The sequence below is a fragment of the Paraburkholderia fynbosensis genome, from assembly GCF_902859935.1.
In the GTDB taxonomy this organism is placed as follows: Bacteria; Pseudomonadota; Gammaproteobacteria; order Burkholderiales; family Burkholderiaceae; genus Paraburkholderia; species Paraburkholderia fynbosensis.
The window spans coordinates 306,448-325,011 of record NZ_CADIKI010000004.1 but is presented as its reverse complement, the minus strand read 5'-3'; the positions used below and the strand labels follow the sequence as shown (position 1 = coordinate 325,011).

Sequence of the window (18,564 nt, the reverse complement as noted above, 5' to 3'; positions counted from 1 at the left end):
GCAAAACTACTGCACGTCCAGCAGGAGAAGCTGCGCGCCGTCGGCCACCTGATCGCCCACCGCGTAGAGCACTTCGGTCACCGTACCGGCCGCCGGCGCGCCGATCGTGTGCTCCATTTTCATCGCTTCCATGACGAGCAGCGGCGCGCCCTTCTCGACCACTGCGCCCGGTTCGACCAGCACCGCGATCACCTTGCCTGGCATCGGCGCGGTCAGGCGGCCCTCGCCGCCTTCCGCGTCGGCGGCATGCGCGAGCAGGTTCTGCCACTCGAACGCGAGCGCCTCACCGAGACAGAACACATGGAATGTATCGCCGTCGATGAACACGCGTCCCGTCACCCGCGCGTCGCCCAGGGTTGCGCGGAATGCGTGCTCGCCCGCCCCGCTCGACCACGAAAAGTCTTCGCGCACGCCGTCGTGTTCGAGCGTCTGCGTGCCGCCGTCGCGGCCGAACGAGACGGTGAACGCGTGTTCATTGTCGCCGTGACCGACCTCGCGCCAGCCGAGCGTCTGCGTATAGCCGCCGTTCAGTCGCCAGTGCGATAACGCGTCCCACGGCGAGGCGCCGTGCGCCGTGCCGCCCTCGCGCGTGAGCAGCGCGGCGCAGGCGAGCGCGAGCGCTTCCTTGAAGGGCTTCCTGTGCGGAGCAAACAGCGCGTCGTGATGACGCTCGATCAAACCCGTGTCGAGATCGGCGGTGGAAAACGGCTCGCTCGCGACGATGCGTTGCAGGAACTCGACGTTGGTATGCGGACCGACCACCTCGCACGCATGCAATGCGCGGCTCAGGCGCGCGAGCGCTTCTTCGCGCGTGGCGCCGTGGACGATCAGCTTGGCGATCATCGGGTCGTAGAACGGCGTGATGGTGTCGCCCTCGCGCACGCCGCTGTCGATCCGCACCGGCGCCTTGCGGCCCGCTGTGCCGGGTATGGGCGCGCCTGTGGCGGCAGTGCCTCCGCCGGCCGCATCGATCGCGAACTCCACGCCTTCGGGCATGCGCAGATGCTTGAGCTTGCCCGTCGACGGAAGAAAGCCGCGCGCCGGATGCTCCGCATAAATGCGCGCCTCGATCGCGTGGCCATCCAGCTTCAACTGCTGCTGCGTGAGCGGCAGCGGTTCGTCGGCGGCGACGCGCAGTTGCCATTCCACGAGGTCTTGCCCCGTCACCATCTCCGTGACCGGATGCTCGACCTGCAAACGCGTGTTCATTTCCATGAAATAGAAATCGCCGCTGCCGGTCATGATGAACTCGACCGTGCCCGCGCCGACGTAATTCACCGCGCGCGCGGCGGCCACCGCGGCCTCGCCCATTTCGCGCTTGATTTCAGCGCTGAGCCCCGGCGCCGGCGCCTCCTCCAGCACTTTCTGATGACGCCGCTGCACCGAGCAATCGCGATCGAACAGGTACACCGCGCCGCCGTGACGGTCCGCGAACACCTGCACTTCAACGTGACGCGGCCGCGTCAGATACTTTTCGATCAGCACACGGTCGTTGCCGAAACTGCTCGCGGCCTCGCGCTTGCACGAGGCCAGCGCCGCCGCGAATTCCTCGCTGCGCTCGACCACGCGCATGCCCTTGCCGCCGCCGCCCGCACTCGCTTTGAGCAGCACCGGATAGCCGATCGCATCCGCTTCGCGATGCAGCAACTCCGGGTTCTGATCGTCACCGTGATAGCCGGGCACGAGCGGCACCGAGGCGGCGTGCATCAGCGCTTTCGCTGCGGCCTTCGAACCCATCGCGGCGATGGCCGAAACCGGCGGTCCGATGAAGACGATACCGGCCGCCTCGCACGCGTGCGCGAAATCTTCGTTCTCCGACAGAAACCCGTAGCCCGGATGCACCGCCTGCGCGCCGGTGGCCCGTGCCGCTTCGATGATGCGCGCGACCCGCAGATAACTTTCCGCCGCCGTCGAGCCGCCGATGTGCACCGCCTCGTCGCACGCGGCCACGTGTTTCGCGTCGGCGTCCGCGTCGGAATAGACGGCCACGCTCGCGATGCCGAGCCGCTTGCAGGTCGCGGCTACGCGGCAGGCAATCTCGCCACGGTTGGCAATCAGGATCTTGTTGAACATGAATGTCTCGATGAAATGGGGCGTTCGGCGCTGTTGTTCTGATCGGGTCGAGACGCGTGTACGCGCCCCGGCAATGGGCGTGCTCGCGCGTCAGCTGCGCCAGCCCGGCGTGCGCTTTTCGAGGAACGACGCGACGCCTTCACGACCTTCCGCGCCGGCGCGCGTGCGCGCGATGCGCGCCGCCGTGTCTTCGATCATCGCATCGTTCAACTCGTGGCCCGCCATGTCCTGCACGAGCTGCTTGCAGGCGCGCACCGCTTGCGGCCCATTCGCGCAGAGCGTGTCGGCGATCTGCGCAACGGCGGCGTCGAGCTGCCCGGCTTCGACCGCTTCGCTGACGAAGCCGAGGCGCAACGCCGTCGCGCAATCGAAGGTCTCGGCGGTGACGAAATAGCGGCGCGAGGCCTGCTCGCCCAACGCGCGGATCACGTACGGCGCGATGGTCGCGGGAATCAGACCGAGCCGCGCTTCCGACAGGCAAAAGCGCGCGCTCTGCACCGCCACCACGATGTCGCACGCGGCGATCAGGCCCATGCCCCCCGCGTACGCGTCGCCGTTCACGCGCGCGATGACCGGCTTGTTGCAGCGATACACCGAGGACAGCATGTTCGCGAGCAGCATCGCATCGGCGCGGTTCTCGTCGTCCGAGTAACCGGCCATCTTCTTCATCCAGTTCAGGTCGGCGCCTGCGCAGAACGCCTTGCCGTTCGCGGCGAGCACTACCGCGCGCACGTCGTCGCGCGTGTTCAATGCCGCGAAAGCCGAGGTCACTTCGGCGATCATCGTCTCGTTGAACGCGTTGCGCACGTCCGGGCGATTCAACGTGACCGTGGCGACCTGTCCGGCCAATTGCACATTCAGTGTTTCGTATTGCATCGTCGCAGCTCCCGCGCTTCGTCGCGCATCGTCACATTCTGAACACGCCGAAACGCGTGTCTTCGATCGGCGCATTCATCGCGGCCGACAAGCCGAGGCCGAGCACGTCGCGCGTTTGCGCCGGGTCGATCACACCGTCGTCCCATAGGCGCGCGCTCGCGTAATACGGATGGCCCTGATGTTCGTACTGGTCGCGAATCGGCTGCTTGAACGCTTCTTCCTCTTCGGCACTCCACGCGCCGCCCTTGCCTTCGATGCCGTCGCGCTTGACGGTGGCCAGCACCGACGCCGCCTGCTCGCCGCCCATCACCGAGATGCGCGCATTCGGCCACATCCACAGGAAACGCGGCGAATACGCGCGCCCGCACATGCCGTAGTTACCCGCGCCGAACGAGCCGCCGATGATCACCGTGAACTTAGGCACCTTGGCGGTCGCGACCGCCGTCACCATCTTCGCCCCGTTACGCGCAATGCCCTCGTTTTCGTACTTGCGGCCCACCATGAAGCCGGTGATGTTCTGCAGGAACACCAGCGGAATCTTGCGCTGGCAGCATAGCTCAATGAAATGCGCGCCCTTTAACGCCGACTCCGAAAACAGAATGCCGTTGTTCGCGATGATGCCGACCGGATGCCCCCAGATATGCGCGAAGCCGGTGACGAGCGTGGTGCCGTAGCGCGCCTTGAACTCGTCGAACGCGGAGTCGTCGACGATGCGCGCGATCACCTCGCGGATATCGAAGGGCTTACGCGTATCGACGGGAATCACGCCGTACATGCTCTTCACGTCGTAGCGCGGCGGCTTCGGTTCCTGCAACGCGAGCGGCGTGGGTTTCGTGCGATTCAGATTGCCGACGATGCTGCGCGCAATCCCCAGCGCGTGCGCGTCGTTTTGCGCGAGATGATCGACCACGCCCGACAAACGCGTATGCACGTCGCCGCCGCCGAGATCTTCCGCGCTGACCACTTCGCCCGTCGCCGCTTTCACGAGCGGCGGCCCGCCGAGAAAAATGGTGCCCTGATTCTTCACGATGATCGACTCGTCGCTCATCGCCGGCACATACGCGCCGCCCGCCGTGCACGAGCCCATCACGACGGCGATCTGCGCAATGCCCGCCGCCGACAGATTTGCCTGGTTGTAGAAGATGCGGCCGAAGTGATCGCGATCGGGGAACACGTCGTCCTGATTCGGCAGATTCGCGCCGCCCGAGTCGACCAGATAGACGCAAGGCAAATGATTTTCCGCGGCGATTTCCTGGGCCCGTACGTGCTTCTTCACGGTGACCGGATAATAGGTGCCACCCTTGACCGTCGCGTCGTTGCAGACGATCACGCACTCCTGCCCCGCGATCCTGCCGATGCCCGTAATCACGCCCGCGCCGGGCGCGTCGTTGTGATACATGTTGTACGCGGCGAGTTGCGAGAACTCGAGAAACGGCGTGCCGGGATCGAGGAGCTTCTCGATGCGATCACGCGGCAGCAGTTTGCCGCGCCCCGTATGTTTGTCGCGTGCGGCCTGGCCGCCGCCTAGCGCGAGCTTGGCGACCTTCGCGCGCAGATCGGCGACCAGCGCTTCGAGCGCCGCCGCATTGGCGCGAAAGTCGTCCGAGCGCGGATTCAGCCTGGATTCGATGATCGGCATGAAGTGTCTTCTCCTTTTTGCCGCTTTTTATAGAGGCCGGGCGTTCGGCGCGCCGCGTCGAGGCGCGCCGTCGTGTGAAGCACGTGCGCCGCGTGATTCTCCGCGTGACGCAGCGCCATCACCGCACGTCAGACCGTTTCGGCAAACAGCTCGCGGCCGATCAACATGCGGCGGATCTCGCTCGTGCCCGCGCCGATTTCGTAGAGCTTCGCATCGCGCCACAAACGGCCGACCGGATACTCGTTGATATAGCCATTGCCGCCGAGAATCTGGATCGCCTCCCCAGCCATCCACGTGGCCTTTTCCGCGGTATAGAGAATCACGCCGGCGCAGTCCTTGCGCACCTGGCGCACGTGCTCGTTGCCGAGCGTGTCGAGTTGACGGCCCACGGCGTACAGATAAGCGCGGCACGCCTGCAGCGTGGTGTAGAGATCGGCCACCTTGCCCTGAATCAGCTGGAACTCGCCGATCGACTGGCCGAACTGCTTGCGGTCGTGGATATACGGCACCACCGCGTCCATCACCGCGACCATGATGCCGGTCGGGCCGCCCGCGAGCACCGCGCGCTCGTAGTCGAGGCCGCTCATCAGCACCTTCGCGCCGCCGTTCAGCTGGCCCAGAATGTTTTCTTCCGGCACCTCGACGTTCTCGAACACCAGCTCACCGGTGTGCGAGCCGCGCATGCCGAGCTTGTCGAGCTTCTGCGCCACCGAAAAGCCCTTCATGCCCTTCTCGACGATAAACGCGGTAATGCCGCGCGAATTCGCTTCGGGATCGGTCTTCGCATAGACCACCAACGTGTCGCAATCCGGGCCGTTGGTGATCCACATCTTCGTGCCGTTGAGCACGTAGCGGCCGCCCTTCTTCTCAGCGCGCAGCTTCATGCTGACCACGTCCGAGCCCGCGTTCGCCTCGCTCATCGCGAGTGCGCCGACATGTTCGCCGGAGACCAGCTTGGGCAGGTATTTCTGCTTTTGCGCGTCGGTGCCGTTGCGGTGAATCTGGTTCACGCACAGATTCGAATGCGCGCCATACGAGAGGCCGACCGAAGCCGACGCACGCGAGATTTCCTCCATCGCGATCATGTGCGCGGTGTAGCCCATGTTCGCGCCGCCGTATTCCTCTGAAACCGTCATGCCGAGCACGCCGAGATCGCCGAACTTGCGCCACAGGTCCATTGGGAATTGATCCGTGCGATCGATTTCCGCGGCGCGCGGGGCGATTTCCTTGGCGGCGAATCCCGCGATGCTGTCGCGCAGCATTTCAATTTCTTCGCCGAGCGGGAATTGCAAACCGGGCAGGTTGTGCATTGCTGTGTCTCCAGAGTTCGTTGACGACCGGTCTGCCTCATGGGGCGCCGGCAGGTCCGGGCGCGGGTCGGGCGCAGCCTGGCGGAGGTTCGCGGTCTGCCGGACCGCTGCCATGCTGCGCGAGGCGCGCTAGCTTCAACGCGCATTTCACGCCAGATTGACGTAAGCGTCAATAGGTATTTTTGAGTGTTACTCAGAAAATGGTCCGAGGAGCTCCGCATGCCCTCTTCCGTGATAGGATCGCCGTCATCAGTCGCCAGACGCCTAACCTCCGGCTCAATCCGAGCCGCAAATCTGAACCTGACTCATATGACGGTTGCCGTGAAGGCCGAACTTCCCGTGTCGCGCCGCCAGCCGGCTGGACGCAAATCGCAACAACGCGTGAAGGAGATTCTTCAGGCGGGGCGTGACGTGTTTTCCGAAAAAGGCTACGAGCGCGCGACAACCGCGGAGATCGCGCAGCGTCTCGGCATTTCAGAAGCGACCGTGTTCAGCTATTTCCGTGGCAAGCGCGAGCTGTGTGCGCGCGTAATCGGCGACTGGTACGACGAGATCATCGAGGCCATCGAGTCGGGCTTGCCGCGCGACGGCAACGTGCGCCAGCAATTCACTTTCATCGTGCGCACGCATTTGCGGCTGATGCTGGTGAACGGCACCGATCTGTGCGCGCTCGTGCTGTCCGAGGGCCGCGCGCGTCATCACGAGTTGAGCGAGGCGTTGACCGAACTGCAGCGCCGCTACACCGCGCCGTTGATGCGCGTGCTGGCGCAAGGCCAGGAGAGCGGGCAGATTCGCGCCGACATGCCGCTGCGTCTATTACGCTCGATGGTGTTCGGGCCGATGGAGCACGTGCTGTGGGACGCCACGCTGACGAACCGGCAGATCGATATCGACGCGACCGCGAATCAACTGATCGACGTGTTGTGGAGCGCGCTCACGCCGCCGGACCTGGCCGTGAGTGCATTGCAGCAGTTCAGGATGGAAGTGGCGGAGGCGAACCGGCGCTTCGAAGAAGCAGCAGCTGTGCAGCGTTCGCCAACTACACAGCGTGACGCATAGCGCACCGTCAATGCGCCGCTTCTCTGCGAAGGCGATTCTCCACGTCTGTGCGGCGGTCAAAAAGAAGCTTAATCTACTGCTTCCCCGGCCGTGTCCAGAAGGAGATTCCAGGTGGCTGAAGCAAAAAGCGTAACGAGCACCAAGCGCGCGAAATCCACGAAGACCGCGAACATTCGCATCGGCATCGGCGGCTGGACCTATGCGCCGTGGCGCGGCCCGTTTTACCCGGACGATCTCGCGCAAGCCCGCGAACTCGAATACGCGAGCCGCAATCTCACGTCGATAGAAATCAACGGCACGTTTTACGGTTTGCAGAAGCCAGCGAGCTATGAGAAGTGGTATCAGGAGACACCGGACGATTTCGTCTTTTCTCTGAAAGCCCCGCGCTACGCAACCAACAGAAAAGTGCTGGCGGAAGCAGGCGAAACGATCGAACGCTTCTTCGCGAGCGGCGTCCTGCTGCTCAAACAGAAGCTCGGTCCGATCAACTGGCAATTCGCGCCGACCAAGAAATTCGATCACGAAGACTTCGAAGCGTTTCTGAAACTGCTGCCCGCCAGTATCGAAGGCCTGAAGCTCAGGCACGCGATCGAAGTGCGCAACGACACGTTCAAGTCGCCGGAATTCATCGCGCTCGCGAGAAAGTATAAGGTTGCGGTCGTGCTCGCCGGCGACAGCGATTACCCGCAAATCGCCGACCTCACCGCGCCGTTCGTGTACGTGCGCATCATGGGCACGACCGACAAGCAGGCCAAGGGCTACTCAGCGAAAGCACTCGACGCATGGGCCGAGCGCGCGCGCCAGCTTGCCGCCGGCACCACGCCGGCGGACCTGGAGACCTGCGCCGAGCCGCCGGCCAAAGCGGCCGCACGCGATGTCTACCTGTACGTGATCAGCGGCTTCAAGGAGCGCAATCCGGCCGCCGCGATGGCGTTGATCGGCAAACTCTGATCCGCCGCAGTCCTCGCTGCGGCAAGCGGGTGTCATAATCGCGCCAGCGGATCAACGCAAACTCGATACAAACAACATAATCCCAGCGCAGAGTCCACGCGAAACCGGCGTGCAGGCACGCGCACATTCAGGCGGCCACGCCGCCTCATCATCCAGGCCCCGGAGAATATTTTGAGCGCCATCGACAATCCTTTGCACGATCAGGAAGTCGGCTCGGCCGACGCCACCCAGGACACCACGCGCATCGACGACGTCCGGATCGGCGCGGTACGTCCGTTGATTTCCCCTGCGCTGCTGCAAGACGAACTGCCCGTGCCGCAAACGGTGCAAACGCTCGTCGAAAAAACGCGCGCGGAAATCGCCGACATTCTGCATGGCCGCGACGACCGGCTCGTGCTGATCGTCGGACCCTGCTCGATTCACGACCACGACCAGGCGATCGAATACGCCCGCAAGCTCAAGGCCGCGGCCGACGCCTACAAGAACGATCTGCTGATCGTGATGCGCGTCTACTTCGAGAAGCCGCGCACTACGGTCGGCTGGAAAGGCTATATCAACGATCCGCGTCTGGACGGCAGCTTCCGCATCAACGAAGGCCTGCGTCTCGCGCGGCAACTGCTGCTCGACATCAACGGCCTGGGCCTCGCCACCGCCACCGAGTTTCTCGACCTGCTCAGCCCGCAATACATCGCCGATCTGATCGCGTGGGGCGCCATCGGCGCGCGCACGACGGAGAGCCAGAGTCATCGGCAACTGGCCTCGGGGTTGAGCTGCCCGATCGGCTTCAAGAACGGCACCGACGGCGGCGTCCAGATCGCAGCGGACGCGATCGTCGCGGCGCGCGCGAGCCACGCGTTCATGGGCATGACGAAAATGGGCATGGCCGCGATCTTCGAAACGCGCGGCAACGACGACGCGCACGTGATCCTGCGCGGCGGCAAGAAAGGGCCGAACTACGACAGCGCGTCGGTGGAGGCGACCTGCGCGGCGCTCAAGTCAGCGGGTCTGCGCGAACAGGTGATGATCGATTGCTCGCACGCGAACTCGGGCAAATCGCATTTGCGCCAACTGGACGTGGTGCAGGATCTGGCGCAGCAACTCACGCAGCGCGAGCGCCGCATTATCGGCGTCATGCTGGAGAGTCATCTGGACGAAGGCCGTCAGGATCTGAAGGCCGGTGTGCCGCTGCGTTACGGCGTATCGATTACGGATGCCTGCGTGAGCTGGGCGCAAACCGAGCCGGCGCTCGACACCCTCGCCGCCGCCACCCGCAAGCGTCGCGCGGCGGCTTGAGCCGCAGGTCGAACGAGGCGCGCCACAAGCCGCAATTCATCGCGACTCAGGCACACGCGCCGCACCAGCCACGGACCGTTCCAGCTCGACGGGGTTGGGCAGCGCGTGATTCTTCACGCCCGAGACATGGCTCGCCGCACGCGTCACAGCATGGCAGCGCGCACGCGGATGCTCCGGCGTGAAGCGCGTTGCATTACGACGCGTTGACGGCTTCCTTGAACGCCTTGCCGGCAGTGAACTTCACCGTCTTGGCTGCCGCGATCTGGATCTCGGCACCCGTCGACGGATTGCGGCCCACGCGTGCTGCGCGCGCGCCGGTCGAGAAAGAACCGAAACCGACCAGTTGCACCGTATCGCCGCTGACAACCGCTTTGGTCACCGCTTCGACGATTGCGTCGATGGTTTGGCCGGTGGCCGCTTTGCTTTCGCCGGTCGCTGCGGCGACTGCATCAATCAGTTCCTGTTTGTTCATAGCACTTCCCGTATGGTAATCATGGAACCGGCGCCACATCTGTCGCGCCGGGACCGACACACTAACGCATAGGCGCGCATTCGCGCAAACCTTCGTGTAAGGCTTGTATCACCCGCCCAGAGCCAATTTGACGATTTTTCGTCGCAAAGTGCCATAAGAATCGCGCCCTTACGCGCTTCCGGCGCTTTGCGCGCTTCGCCAGCGCATCACAATCCGTTGCAATTTCAGTACCTTAGCGGCCCAAAACGGCCGCGGGCACGCATTTTTGCTGTGTTACCGTGGATCGCAGAGATTCGGCGTGGGGCGCTCGATGCCCCGAGCGATTTAAGAATTCGGGAGAAAATAAAAATGAAGTTTCGCCATATTGCAACAGGCTTGCTGGTTGCCACGCTGTCGTGCGCCGCCTCGGCGGCCGACGATAACGGCTGCGCCACGCTCGTCGGCGCAACCGGTTCGGCGACACCCGAAGGCTTCAAAATGCGTGACGGCGAACCCGTCGATCTGGTCAGCGGCGCGAAAACGGTCCACGGCAAGCTGCTGATTTTCGGCGACAGCGGTGCCTTCCGCGCATACTGGCAACCCGAGAAAAGCGCGGAGAAATACGTGCTGGCGAATGCGGGCGTGAATGCGGTGCGCCTCGTCTCCACCCCGCCGCAGGGCACGCCGGCCACGAATGGGGAACCCGGCACCGCCGTTCCCCCTCAACGCGTGCTGTCGTGCCCGATGCTATGAACCGGTAAAATCGCCGGGGACTGTAGGCCCGGCGCGGCATAAATGACTCGCGCATCAAAGTCCTGCCAGGTCGGACTTACCGCTTGCTCGACGCCCCATTTATTTCCTTCGACTAGCCTATCAAGCTCGTCCCGGCATTGCCGATATACAAGGCTGCGTACGCGACGCAAACGTTAAAAGGAAGGGAATGGGTCGGCTAGCCAGGTTAAGGGAAGCACGCTGGGTCACGGAAAGCGACCCAGAGCTCGCGTGCTCGCAGCTTCAGGCGTTCAGCCGTCAGATTCCGCTTCTCTATTTCATCCTGCTCGTCAACACGATGGCCGTAGCGGTCACGCATTGGCAAAGTGCGCCGGCATGGTTGTCCATCTATCTGCCCGCCGTGCTGTGCACGTTGTGCATTGTCCGTTGCATACGCTGGTGGCACGTCCGGCATCGCGTGCTCACCGGCGACACGGCCGAGGCCGAACTGCGCCAAGTGACCTGGCTCGCCGGCCTGTTCGGCGTCGCGTTCAGCGCCTGGTCGCTTCTGCTCTTTCCCTACGGCACCGCGTTCGAGCAGGCGCAGGTCGCGTTCTATATGGCGACCACGCTGGTCGGCTGCGTGTTCTGCCTGATGCATCTGCGCACCGCCGCGCTGCTACTGCTTTCCATCGTCATCCTAAGCTTTTCCACCTTCCTCGTTTTCACGGGCTATCCGGTCTTCATCGCGATGGCGATCGATATGACGCTGGTGGGCGTCGCGCTCGCAGTCATCATCCAGCTGTATTACCGGACCTTCGCCGACGTCGTGCATGCACAGCGCGAACTGCAGGCGAGCCAGCAGAAAACACAGCGGCTCAGCGACGACAACTTCCGTCTCGCAAGCATCGACAGCCTGACCGACCTGCCCAACCGGCGCAGCTTCTTCGCGTCGTTGCGCGCGATGGCGGAACAATCACTCGCCACGGGTAGCGGCTTCAATGTCGGACTGATCGATCTGGACGGCTTCAAACAGGTCAACGACATCTACGGTCATGCGAGCGGCGACCTCGTGCTCCAGGAGGTCGGCTCGCGACTGCTCGCGCAAGCCGAGCCGGGCCTCTTCTTCGCGCGCCTCGGCGGCGATGAATTCGGCGTCCTCGCGCAGCAGAGGTTATCGGACGAAGCGCTCGTCGAGTTGGGCCAGCGCATCTGCGACGCGCTCAGCGCACCGTATCGGGTGGCAGGCAATATCGCCGAGCTGTCGGGGACGATCGGCTGGGCCGCGTTCCCCGAAGCCGGCAAGACCGTCGCGCAGGTTTTCGAACGTGCCGACGCCGCGTTGTACTTCGGCAAGGAAAGCCGTCGCGGCAAGCCGGTGATTTTCTCGACGGAGCACGAAACGCGCATCCGGCGTTCGAGCCTCGTGACCCAGGAACTGCGCCATGCCGATCTCGAAGCGGAGCTGCTTCTGGAATTCCAGCCGATCTACGATCTGCTCACGCGGCGCCCCATCGGTCTGGAAGCGCTCGGGCGCTGGCACAACACGCGCCTCGGCGCCGTCAGGCCGGAAGAGTTCATCCGGATTGCCGAGCGCACCGAACTGATTCTGCACATTACCGAGGTGCTGCTGCACAAAGCACTCGACGAAGCTGCGCGCTGGCCGTGCGATCTGTTTCTCTCGTTCAATCTGTCCGCGGTGGACATCTCGACGTCGGCGCGCGCGCGGCGTCTGATCGATATCGTGGCGGCGAGCGGCGTGCCGCCGCAGCGCGTGTCGTTCGAAATCACGGAGACCGCCGTGACGCGCGATTTCGAGCAGGCGCGCAGCTCGCTCACGATGATCAAACAGGCCGGCTGCCGTGTCTCGCTCGACGACTTCGGCACCGGCTATTCGAGCCTGAGCTATGTGCATAGGCTGCCGTTCGATACGATCAAGATCGACCGCAGCTTCGTGACCGACGTGGACTCGAACAGCGCGTCGAAGAAGATCGTCAAGTCGGTGCTCGACCTGTGCCGCAACCTCGGGCTCGAATGCGTGGTGGAAGGACTCGAAACGGCGTCGCAAGCCGAGGTCGTTCAAGCGCTTGGCGCGCGCGCGGTGCAAGGCTATCTGTTCAGCCGGCCGATGCGCGCGTGCGCCGTTGCCGCATATCTGCATACCGCGCCGGGGCAGGCTTACGCGCTGGACGCGCAGCGCTAGTCCGGCCGCCTCCAGACCTCGCGCAACGGCAGCAGGATGCAGCGCGATGACGCGGCCACCGCGCGCTTAGCGCGGCACGTTCGGATAGTCGAGCCTCGGATACCAGTCGGTGCCGCGGCCGCCAGGTGTCATGTCGAGCAGCGTCCACAGCGGCATCGGATCCGGTGCGCCGCGCGGGTCCTGGCCGGCATCCGCCGACGCCGGCCCCATCTCCTCGGCCCAGAAATGCCGCACGGTGCCGTTCGAACGCGTGAACACGTTCAATGCCGGGTTGTCGTCGCCGGCGGGATCTTCGGCCGCGTAATCGCGGTTGAAGGTGTTGCCGCCCGACGAATACAGCCGCAGATACCGCCAACCCCGCTCCTTCTTGAACGCGACGAGCTTTTCGATTGGCGAGCGGCCGATCACCGCGAACGCCACGCGTTGCAGGATGTCGGGCATTTCGCCGTCGTAGGCGCTCAGCAGCGACGTGCACATCGGACAGGGCCGCGCGCGCTGCGGGCCGTACATCCAGTTGTAGGTGATGAGGGTGTCGTGCTCGCCGAACATCTCCGAGAGCGTCACCGGGCCCGTTTCGCCGTCGAAACGATAATCCTCGGGCACGACGCCGCCAGGCGGCAGCGCGCGGCGCTGCACCGCCACCCGTTCGATATGGCGGCGCAATTCGATCTCCTCGGCCAGCAAGTCGTTGCGTGCGCGGCGATAGTCGGCGCTCTCGCCTGGAAAACGCGGCGGCTGCCCGGCCAGTTGCCGCGCCGGCTTGAGCGTTTGCGCGGATGTGTCTACGTCAGTCATCAGCCATCTCCTTGTGCGGAAAAGGGATGGAGGGCGCTTATCGTCGCTCCTGTCGTCCTCCATATGGTCACGACGATCGGGGTCGTGGCAAATCGACATTCATGGCGAAAAAATCGTCCGAGGTGGGCGACGGCATCCGGCAACCCTGCCATGGCGGCCGAAACCGAAACCGCGCGGCAAGGTATGCTTTTGCGAAACAGCACGCGCGCGTGAAACGCGGCTGAAGCCAGAGCCACCGTCACCGCGCGCCGTCCCTGGGGATGCAACATGCCGCTTCGTCTGCCACCTCTGCCCGCGCTTCGCTTCTTCGAAGCGGCTGGCAGGCATCAGAGTTTCAAGCTCGCCGCCGCGGAACTGAACGTGACGCCGAGCGCGATCAGTCACGGCATCGTCGGGCTGGAGCAGGCGCTCGGCGTCGAGCTGTTCGTGCGCGAGCCGCGCGGCATTTCGCTGACGACGACCGGCGCCGATTACCTGTCCTACGTTGCCGAAGCGTTTTCGCTGATCGCCATTGGCACGCAACGCCTGCCGAACCATCGCGCGGATCGCCCGATCGCGTTGAGCTGCGCGCCGACTTTCGCGTCGCGCTGGCTGCTGCAGCGCCTGGCGGGTTTTCGCGAGCGTTGGGCGAAGGTGAGCGTGAGCGTCGACACGTCGCACCGCCAGGTCGGCTTTCCGGTCGACGGCTTCGATTTCGCGATTCGCCTGAGCCGGTCTCCGGTCGCGGGCGCCGCGTGGACGCGGCTGTTCGGCGAACGCTTCGTACCTGTGTGCAGCCCCGTTTATCTGGAGAGTCTGCGCGACGGGCACGGCAACATCAGGCTGGAACACGCGACGCTGATTCATGTGAACGCGGCGAGCGAAGACTGGCAGGCGTGGCTCGATGCGACTGGTGCCAACGGTATCGAGGCCACTGGAGGTTTGAGCGTCGACACGATCCAGCTCGCTTTCGAAGCGGCCGCCATGGGCCTCGGCGTCGCGCTCGGCAGAAGACCGCTGGTCGACAGCGATCTCGCGAGCGGCGCGCTCGTCGAAGCTTCCTCCGACACGATCGATTCGGCTGGCGCCTACTGGCTCGTGAGCGCGGAAAACGCGGACCGCCGGCCGGAACTGTGCGACTTCAAACGCTGGCTTATCGGCGAGGCCGGGCAGTTCGACGCGCCCGTCGACGCCAACGGTCCGGGCTCGAGAACCGCGTCGAGCTGAAGCCGAATCGCACGTAACACCGCATGGGTGAGCCACGCTCATCTGTTGGCGAAATCTTTTACTTTGCCCGTTCTGACGCCCGCTGCGACCATGGTGTCCAAGGAGATCAGAATCATGTCGAGCGCCAATAGCAAACGCTTCGCCCCCGTCTTCAACCCGACGATGCTCGTGACCCTCACCGGCGCGCTGATTCTTAGCGCGGCGATGGGCATCCGGCAAACCTTCGGGCTTTTCATCGGCCCGTTCTCGTTCGACCGTGGCTTGCCGGTCACGCAGATCGCGTTCGCCATCGCGCTGCACAATCTCGTGTGGGGCTTCGCGCAACCGTTCGCGGGCGCCGCCGCCGACCGCTACGGCTCGGCGCCGGTCGTCGCGTTCGGCGCGACGACGTTCGCGGCCGGCCTCGGGCTCGCCGCCGTAGCGCCGAACAGCGCGCTGTTGATCGTCGGCATGGGACTGCTGGTCGGCATCGGCGTGAGCTGCACGACGTTCGGGGTCGTGTTGCCGGCGGTCGGCCGCATTGCGACGCCGGAAAAGCGCAGCATGGCGATGGGGCTGGTGAGCGCAGGCGGCTCGGCGGGACAGGTGCTGATGATTCCGCTCGTGCAAGGCATCCGGCTGAGTTCGGGCGTTGCCACGTCGCTCTTCGTGCTGGCCTTCCTGATGCTGTTGATCGCCCCGCTCGGCATCCTGCTCGACCGGCGCGCGCGAGTCGGCGCGCCGCGCCAGGACGCGCCTGCTGCGCCGCTGCGCGAGGTGCTCGCGCTGGCGACCCGCCATCGCGGCTACCGGCTGCTGACCCTCGGCTTCTTTACGTGCGGTTTCCAGCTTGCGTTCATCGCGACGCATCTGCCCGAGTATCTGTCGCTCTGTCATATGCCGCTCGGGCTCGGCGCCACCGCGCTCGCATTGATCGGGCTGTTCAACATGGCGGGCAGTTGGGCGTGCGGCTGGCTCGGCGGCCGGTTCCGGCAGCATCATGTGCTCGGCTGGCTCTACCTGATTCGCAGCGTGACGATCGGCGCGTTCTTCGTGTTGCCGAAAAGCGCCGCGTCCGTGGTGATTTTCGCGGCCGTGATGGGCTTGACCTGGCTCGGCACCGTGCCGCTCACGAGCGGGCTGGTTGCAAAAGTGTTCGGCACGCGCCACCTCGGCAGCCTGTTCGGCGTCTGCTTCCTGAGCCATCAGATCGGCTCGTTTCTCGGCGCGTGGCTAGGCGGACTGGTGTTCGATCTGACGGGGTCGTATTCGCTGCTGTGGGAAGCGACGGTTGTCGCGGGGCTCGTCGCGGCGATGCTGCACTTTCCGATCGATGACACTACGGTGAACAAGCCCGCGCTTCGGCGCGAACCAGTGCGTGCATGAGCGGGCTTGTTCAGCGGCTCGATTCGATATGGACACCAGATCACATCCGTGCGGCTATTTTTTCCGCTTCTGCGCAGCGTCTTTCGGCACGCGCCCCATCAGATAGAACTCATCGTTCGGGCGCATCGATATGACGTTGGCCATCCGGTTCGACAGACCAAAAAATGCGGTAATCGCCGCGATGTCCCAGATGTCTTCATCGCTAAAGCCGTGCTCGCGCAGCGTTTCAAAATCGGCGTCACCGACTGCGCCAGATTCGCGGCACACCTTCAGCGCGAAGTCGAGCATCGCCTTCTGCCGCGCGGTGAGATCCGCTTTGCGATGATTGACGGCGACCTGATCGGCAAGCAACGGCGCCTTCTCGTAGATGCGCAAAATCGCGCCATGCGCGACCACACAATAGAGGCATTCGTTCACGGCGCTCGTGGCGACCACGATCATTTCGCGCTCCCCCTTGGTGAGACCGCCGTCCTTCAGCATCAGCGCGTCGTGATAGGCAAAGAACGCGCGGAATTCGTCCGGGCGATGGGCGAGCGTCAAAAATACATTCGGCACGAAGCCGGCTTTCTCCTGCACTTCAAGGATGCGGACGCGGACGTCGTCCGGCCATTCGCCCGGCTGCGGCACGGGGTAGCGGCTGATCGGTTGAGCTTTTGTCATGCGATGTCTCCGTTATATCTCTAGGTGCACGAAGACGATTGTAGCAATCGTCAACCCAGCTGCTGCGCGCTCGACAAGGTCTGATTTCGACGCCCATATCGTCTAGACTTGCAGTCTCAGGGAACGTGAGCCGAACCGCGAGCAGCGGCGGCGACCAGCACAGGAGAAACCATGTCGGACGTTTTGCGCGAAGCGCGGGCCACGGTCGTCAAGGTGCGCCCCGAGCGGGAAATGATGACGACCCAGCGGCTACCTTACTTTGTCGGAATTTCCGCGGGCACCGCGGGCGCCACGGGTTTGTCGATGTACATGGTGGTGGTGCCGCCGGGCGGTCATGCCGAGCCGCACTTTCACGCCGACTACGAAACCGCGAACTTCCAGCTCGAAGGCCGGATCGAGACCCGCTATGGTCCGGGTTTGCGCGAGTCCGTGATTACCGAAGCGGGCGACTTTCTGTTCATTCCTCCGGGCGTGCCGCATCAGCCCTTCAATCTCGACGACGCCCGCCCCGCGCGCGCCATCGTCGCGCGCAACCATCCGGACGAACACGAACGCGTCGTGCCCTACGACCCGGCCGCTGACGCGTGATCTGACCGGACCCGCCGCCGCTTTCCATTCGCGCTGAGTAACCGGCCCATTGGGCCGCGCCAGCCGGTTCGCGCGTGGCTTCCTGCCGACTGATCCAGCTAGAATCCACGCGGCGTTCGGCTGCACTCACTGCGTCCTTTCGCCACCTGTGCTTAAATCCGCTCTTCGCGCCGATGCGTGTTCGCCATGCGCGGCGAGAGCCTGACTTCGTTTCATTTCCTTTCATTGCCTTCTCAGGAGCGCGGTTGTGTGGCATTTCCCGGTTGCTATCCCATCCTCGCTGGGCGTATGGGCCGTTTTCATGAGCGTGCTCATCACGCAGCTCGGTGTGCCGATCCCGGCGGCGCCGATGCTGATCTTCGGCGGCACCATGGCCGCCATGGGGCAAACCTCGTACGTCAACGTCGTGTTCGCCGCGGTTGCCGCGACGCTGATCGCCGACTCGCTCTGGTTCTTCACCGGACGGGCGTACGGCCGGCGTCTGTTGAACTATCTGGTGCGCTTCTCCCTTTCGCTGGACACCACGGTGCGCGTCGCGCGCAATACCTATGAGCGCTACGGCGCGCCGATTCTCACGGTCGCCAAGTTTCTGCCGGGACTCGGGCTGATTTCCGCACCGTTGCTCGGCACGACCGCGATCAGTGTCGGCGTGTTTCTGTGGTGGGATCTGGTCGGCGCCACGTTGTGGGCCAGCGTGTGGGTGATCGGCGGCGCCGCGTTGCACGATCAGATCGTGCAACTGGTGCTGCTCGTGCGGCAAAACGGCGGCACGATCTTCGATGCTTTCGCGGCGATCTTCGTGGCCGCGCTGTTGTATCGCTGGGTGCGCCGTTTGCAGTTTCGCCGCTGGCTCGCGCATACGCGTATCACGCCGGATCAGCTCGACGCGTTGATGAAGTCGAATGAGCCGCCGCTGATTCTCGACGCGCGTCCGCCCAGCGTGCGCGAAAAGGAGTCGCACCGGATTGCCGGCGCGCGGCCACTCGATCTCGACTCACCCGATCCGATTCATCCCGAACTCCTGAAGCGGCCGATCGTGGTCTACTGCGTGTGTCCCAACGAGGCGACGGCCAAGCGCATCGTCGCCCAGCTGCATCGCAAGAACATTCATCATATCCGCGCGCTGAAGGGTGGACTCGACGCGTGGGAGAAACGCGGCTATCCAGTCGAGCCGCTGCCGCCGGACTTTAATACGGCAATGGCCCATATGCTCGAAGATCATGATCATTCAGGCGCCGAGGGTGAATACACGGTGCGTGCGAGGCTCGCGGAGTAAGCGCGGCGATCGATGCAATGTGCGCAATGAATATGAATGCCTTTGATCACTTGAGTAAGTGCACCATTGGGTACATTCCGATCCAACTTTTTCAAAAAGGGGTTTGAC

The 18,564-nt window shown here is 64.1% G+C and carries 16 protein-coding genes; 9 read left to right on the top strand and 7 right to left on the bottom strand.

The features are described 5' to 3' along the window. Window positions 1–6: 6 nt before the first annotated feature. The 4 genes from HV770_RS09185 to HV770_RS09170 form a co-directional block, all read right to left on the bottom strand. Complete coding sequence (locus HV770_RS09185; RefSeq protein WP_175159094.1) at window positions 7–2,073, bottom strand: acetyl/propionyl/methylcrotonyl-CoA carboxylase subunit alpha; 2,067 nt, start codon at window positions 2,071–2,073, stop codon at window positions 7–9. A gap of 90 nt (window positions 2,074–2,163) precedes the next feature. Beyond that, window positions 2,164–2,949 carry an enoyl-CoA hydratase/isomerase family protein gene (locus tag HV770_RS09180; protein ID WP_175159093.1) on the bottom strand — a complete coding sequence of 262 codons (786 nt, stop codon included), beginning with the start codon at window positions 2,947–2,949 and terminating at the stop codon, window positions 2,164–2,166. A gap of 31 nt (window positions 2,950–2,980) precedes the next feature. Beyond that, window positions 2,981–4,588: a carboxyl transferase domain-containing protein gene (locus HV770_RS09175; protein WP_175159092.1), complete on the bottom strand. Its 1,608-nt coding sequence runs from the start codon at window positions 4,586–4,588 to the stop codon at window positions 2,981–2,983. Between the two features lie 128 nt (window positions 4,589–4,716). After that, the gene (locus tag HV770_RS09170) at window positions 4,717–5,898 is read right to left on the bottom strand and encodes an isovaleryl-CoA dehydrogenase (RefSeq protein ID WP_175159091.1); all 1,182 of its coding nucleotides are present in this window, start codon (window positions 5,896–5,898) and stop codon (window positions 4,717–4,719) included. Window positions 5,899–6,207: 309 nt separating this feature from the next. On the opposite strand from HV770_RS09170, the gene HV770_RS09165 reads away from it, so the two are divergent. The 3 genes from HV770_RS09165 to HV770_RS09155 all read left to right on the top strand — a co-directional run bounded on the left by HV770_RS09165 (window position 6,208) and on the right by HV770_RS09155 (window position 9,201). After that, window positions 6,208–6,957 (top strand): TetR/AcrR family transcriptional regulator, encoded by a 750-nt coding sequence (locus HV770_RS09165; protein ID WP_175159090.1) that lies wholly within the window; start codon window positions 6,208–6,210, stop codon window positions 6,955–6,957. A gap of 111 nt (window positions 6,958–7,068) precedes the next feature. Next, window positions 7,069–7,908 (top strand): DUF72 domain-containing protein, encoded by an 840-nt coding sequence (locus HV770_RS09160; protein WP_175159089.1) that lies wholly within the window; start codon window positions 7,069–7,071, stop codon window positions 7,906–7,908. Window positions 7,909–8,079: 171 nt separating this feature from the next. Beyond that, on the top strand, window positions 8,080–9,201 hold the full coding sequence (locus HV770_RS09155; RefSeq protein WP_281366203.1) for a 3-deoxy-7-phosphoheptulonate synthase: 1,122 nt from the start codon (window positions 8,080–8,082) through the stop codon (window positions 9,199–9,201). 193 nt (window positions 9,202–9,394) lie between these two features. Here the strand turns inward: HV770_RS09155 and HV770_RS09150 are convergent, their stop codons facing one another. Further along, entirely contained in the window at window positions 9,395–9,673 is a 279-nt protein-coding gene (locus tag HV770_RS09150) for an HU family DNA-binding protein (RefSeq protein WP_042324988.1), read from the bottom strand. A gap of 348 nt (window positions 9,674–10,021) precedes the next feature. On the opposite strand from HV770_RS09150, the gene HV770_RS09145 reads away from it, so the two are divergent. Continuing rightward, window positions 10,022–10,405: a hypothetical protein gene (locus tag HV770_RS09145; RefSeq protein ID WP_121323130.1), complete on the top strand. Its 384-nt coding sequence runs from the start codon at window positions 10,022–10,024 to the stop codon at window positions 10,403–10,405. Window positions 10,406–10,592: 187 nt separating this feature from the next. Continuing rightward, window positions 10,593–12,566, top strand: coding sequence for a putative bifunctional diguanylate cyclase/phosphodiesterase (locus tag HV770_RS09140; protein WP_175159088.1), 1,974 nt, complete (start codon window positions 10,593–10,595; stop codon window positions 12,564–12,566). Window positions 12,567–12,632: 66 nt separating this feature from the next. On the opposite strand, the gene HV770_RS09135 is transcribed toward HV770_RS09140, so the two are convergent. Next, window positions 12,633–13,361 (bottom strand): DUF899 family protein, encoded by a 729-nt coding sequence (locus HV770_RS09135; RefSeq protein WP_175159087.1) that lies wholly within the window; start codon window positions 13,359–13,361, stop codon window positions 12,633–12,635. Window positions 13,362–13,628: 267 nt separating this feature from the next. On the opposite strand from HV770_RS09135, the gene HV770_RS09130 reads away from it, so the two are divergent. Next, window positions 13,629–14,567 (top strand): LysR substrate-binding domain-containing protein, encoded by a 939-nt coding sequence (locus HV770_RS09130; protein WP_175159086.1) that lies wholly within the window; start codon window positions 13,629–13,631, stop codon window positions 14,565–14,567. Between the two features lie 114 nt (window positions 14,568–14,681). Beyond that, on the top strand, window positions 14,682–15,932 hold the full coding sequence (locus HV770_RS09125) for an MFS transporter (protein ID WP_175159085.1): 1,251 nt from the start codon (window positions 14,682–14,684) through the stop codon (window positions 15,930–15,932). A 54-nt stretch (window positions 15,933–15,986) separates the two neighbouring features. On the opposite strand, the gene HV770_RS09120 is transcribed toward HV770_RS09125, so the two are convergent. Continuing rightward, complete coding sequence (locus HV770_RS09120; RefSeq protein ID WP_175159084.1) at window positions 15,987–16,592, bottom strand: peroxidase-related enzyme; 606 nt, start codon at window positions 16,590–16,592, stop codon at window positions 15,987–15,989. Between the two features lie 171 nt (window positions 16,593–16,763). On the opposite strand from HV770_RS09120, the gene HV770_RS09115 reads away from it, so the two are divergent. Continuing rightward, on the top strand, window positions 16,764–17,180 hold the full coding sequence (locus HV770_RS09115; RefSeq protein ID WP_175159083.1) for a cupin domain-containing protein: 417 nt from the start codon (window positions 16,764–16,766) through the stop codon (window positions 17,178–17,180). Between the two features lie 247 nt (window positions 17,181–17,427). Then, window positions 17,428–18,456 (top strand): VTT domain-containing protein, encoded by a 1,029-nt coding sequence (locus HV770_RS09110; RefSeq protein WP_175159082.1) that lies wholly within the window; start codon window positions 17,428–17,430, stop codon window positions 18,454–18,456. Window positions 18,457–18,564: the final 108 nt, after the last annotated feature.

Excerpts from the sequence above, each read along its gene's own strand:
- HV770_RS09185 (WP_175159094.1), bottom strand. The coding sequence starts at position 2,073 with ATGTTCAACAAGATCCTGATTGCCAACCGTGGCGAGATTGCCTGCCGC.
- HV770_RS09180 (WP_175159093.1), bottom strand. The coding sequence starts at position 2,949 with ATGCAATACGAAACACTGAATGTGCAATTGGCCGGACAGGTCGCCACG.
- HV770_RS09175 (WP_175159092.1), bottom strand. The coding sequence starts at position 4,588 with ATGCCGATCATCGAATCCAGGCTGAATCCGCGCTCGGACGACTTTCGC.
- HV770_RS09170 (WP_175159091.1), bottom strand. The coding sequence starts at position 5,898 with ATGCACAACCTGCCCGGTTTGCAATTCCCGCTCGGCGAAGAAATTGAA.
- HV770_RS09165 (WP_175159090.1), top strand. The coding sequence starts at position 6,208 with ATGACGGTTGCCGTGAAGGCCGAACTTCCCGTGTCGCGCCGCCAGCCG.
- HV770_RS09150 (WP_042324988.1), bottom strand. The coding sequence starts at position 9,673 with ATGAACAAACAGGAACTGATTGATGCAGTCGCCGCAGCGACCGGCGAA.
- HV770_RS09145 (WP_121323130.1), top strand. The coding sequence starts at position 10,022 with ATGAAGTTTCGCCATATTGCAACAGGCTTGCTGGTTGCCACGCTGTCG.
- HV770_RS09140 (WP_175159088.1), top strand. The coding sequence starts at position 10,593 with ATGGGTCGGCTAGCCAGGTTAAGGGAAGCACGCTGGGTCACGGAAAGC.
- HV770_RS09135 (WP_175159087.1), bottom strand. The coding sequence starts at position 13,361 with ATGACTGACGTAGACACATCCGCGCAAACGCTCAAGCCGGCGCGGCAA.
- HV770_RS09130 (WP_175159086.1), top strand. The coding sequence starts at position 13,629 with ATGCCGCTTCGTCTGCCACCTCTGCCCGCGCTTCGCTTCTTCGAAGCG.
- HV770_RS09125 (WP_175159085.1), top strand. The coding sequence starts at position 14,682 with ATGTCGAGCGCCAATAGCAAACGCTTCGCCCCCGTCTTCAACCCGACG.
- HV770_RS09120 (WP_175159084.1), bottom strand. The coding sequence starts at position 16,592 with ATGACAAAAGCTCAACCGATCAGCCGCTACCCCGTGCCGCAGCCGGGC.
- HV770_RS09115 (WP_175159083.1), top strand. The coding sequence starts at position 16,764 with ATGTCGGACGTTTTGCGCGAAGCGCGGGCCACGGTCGTCAAGGTGCGC.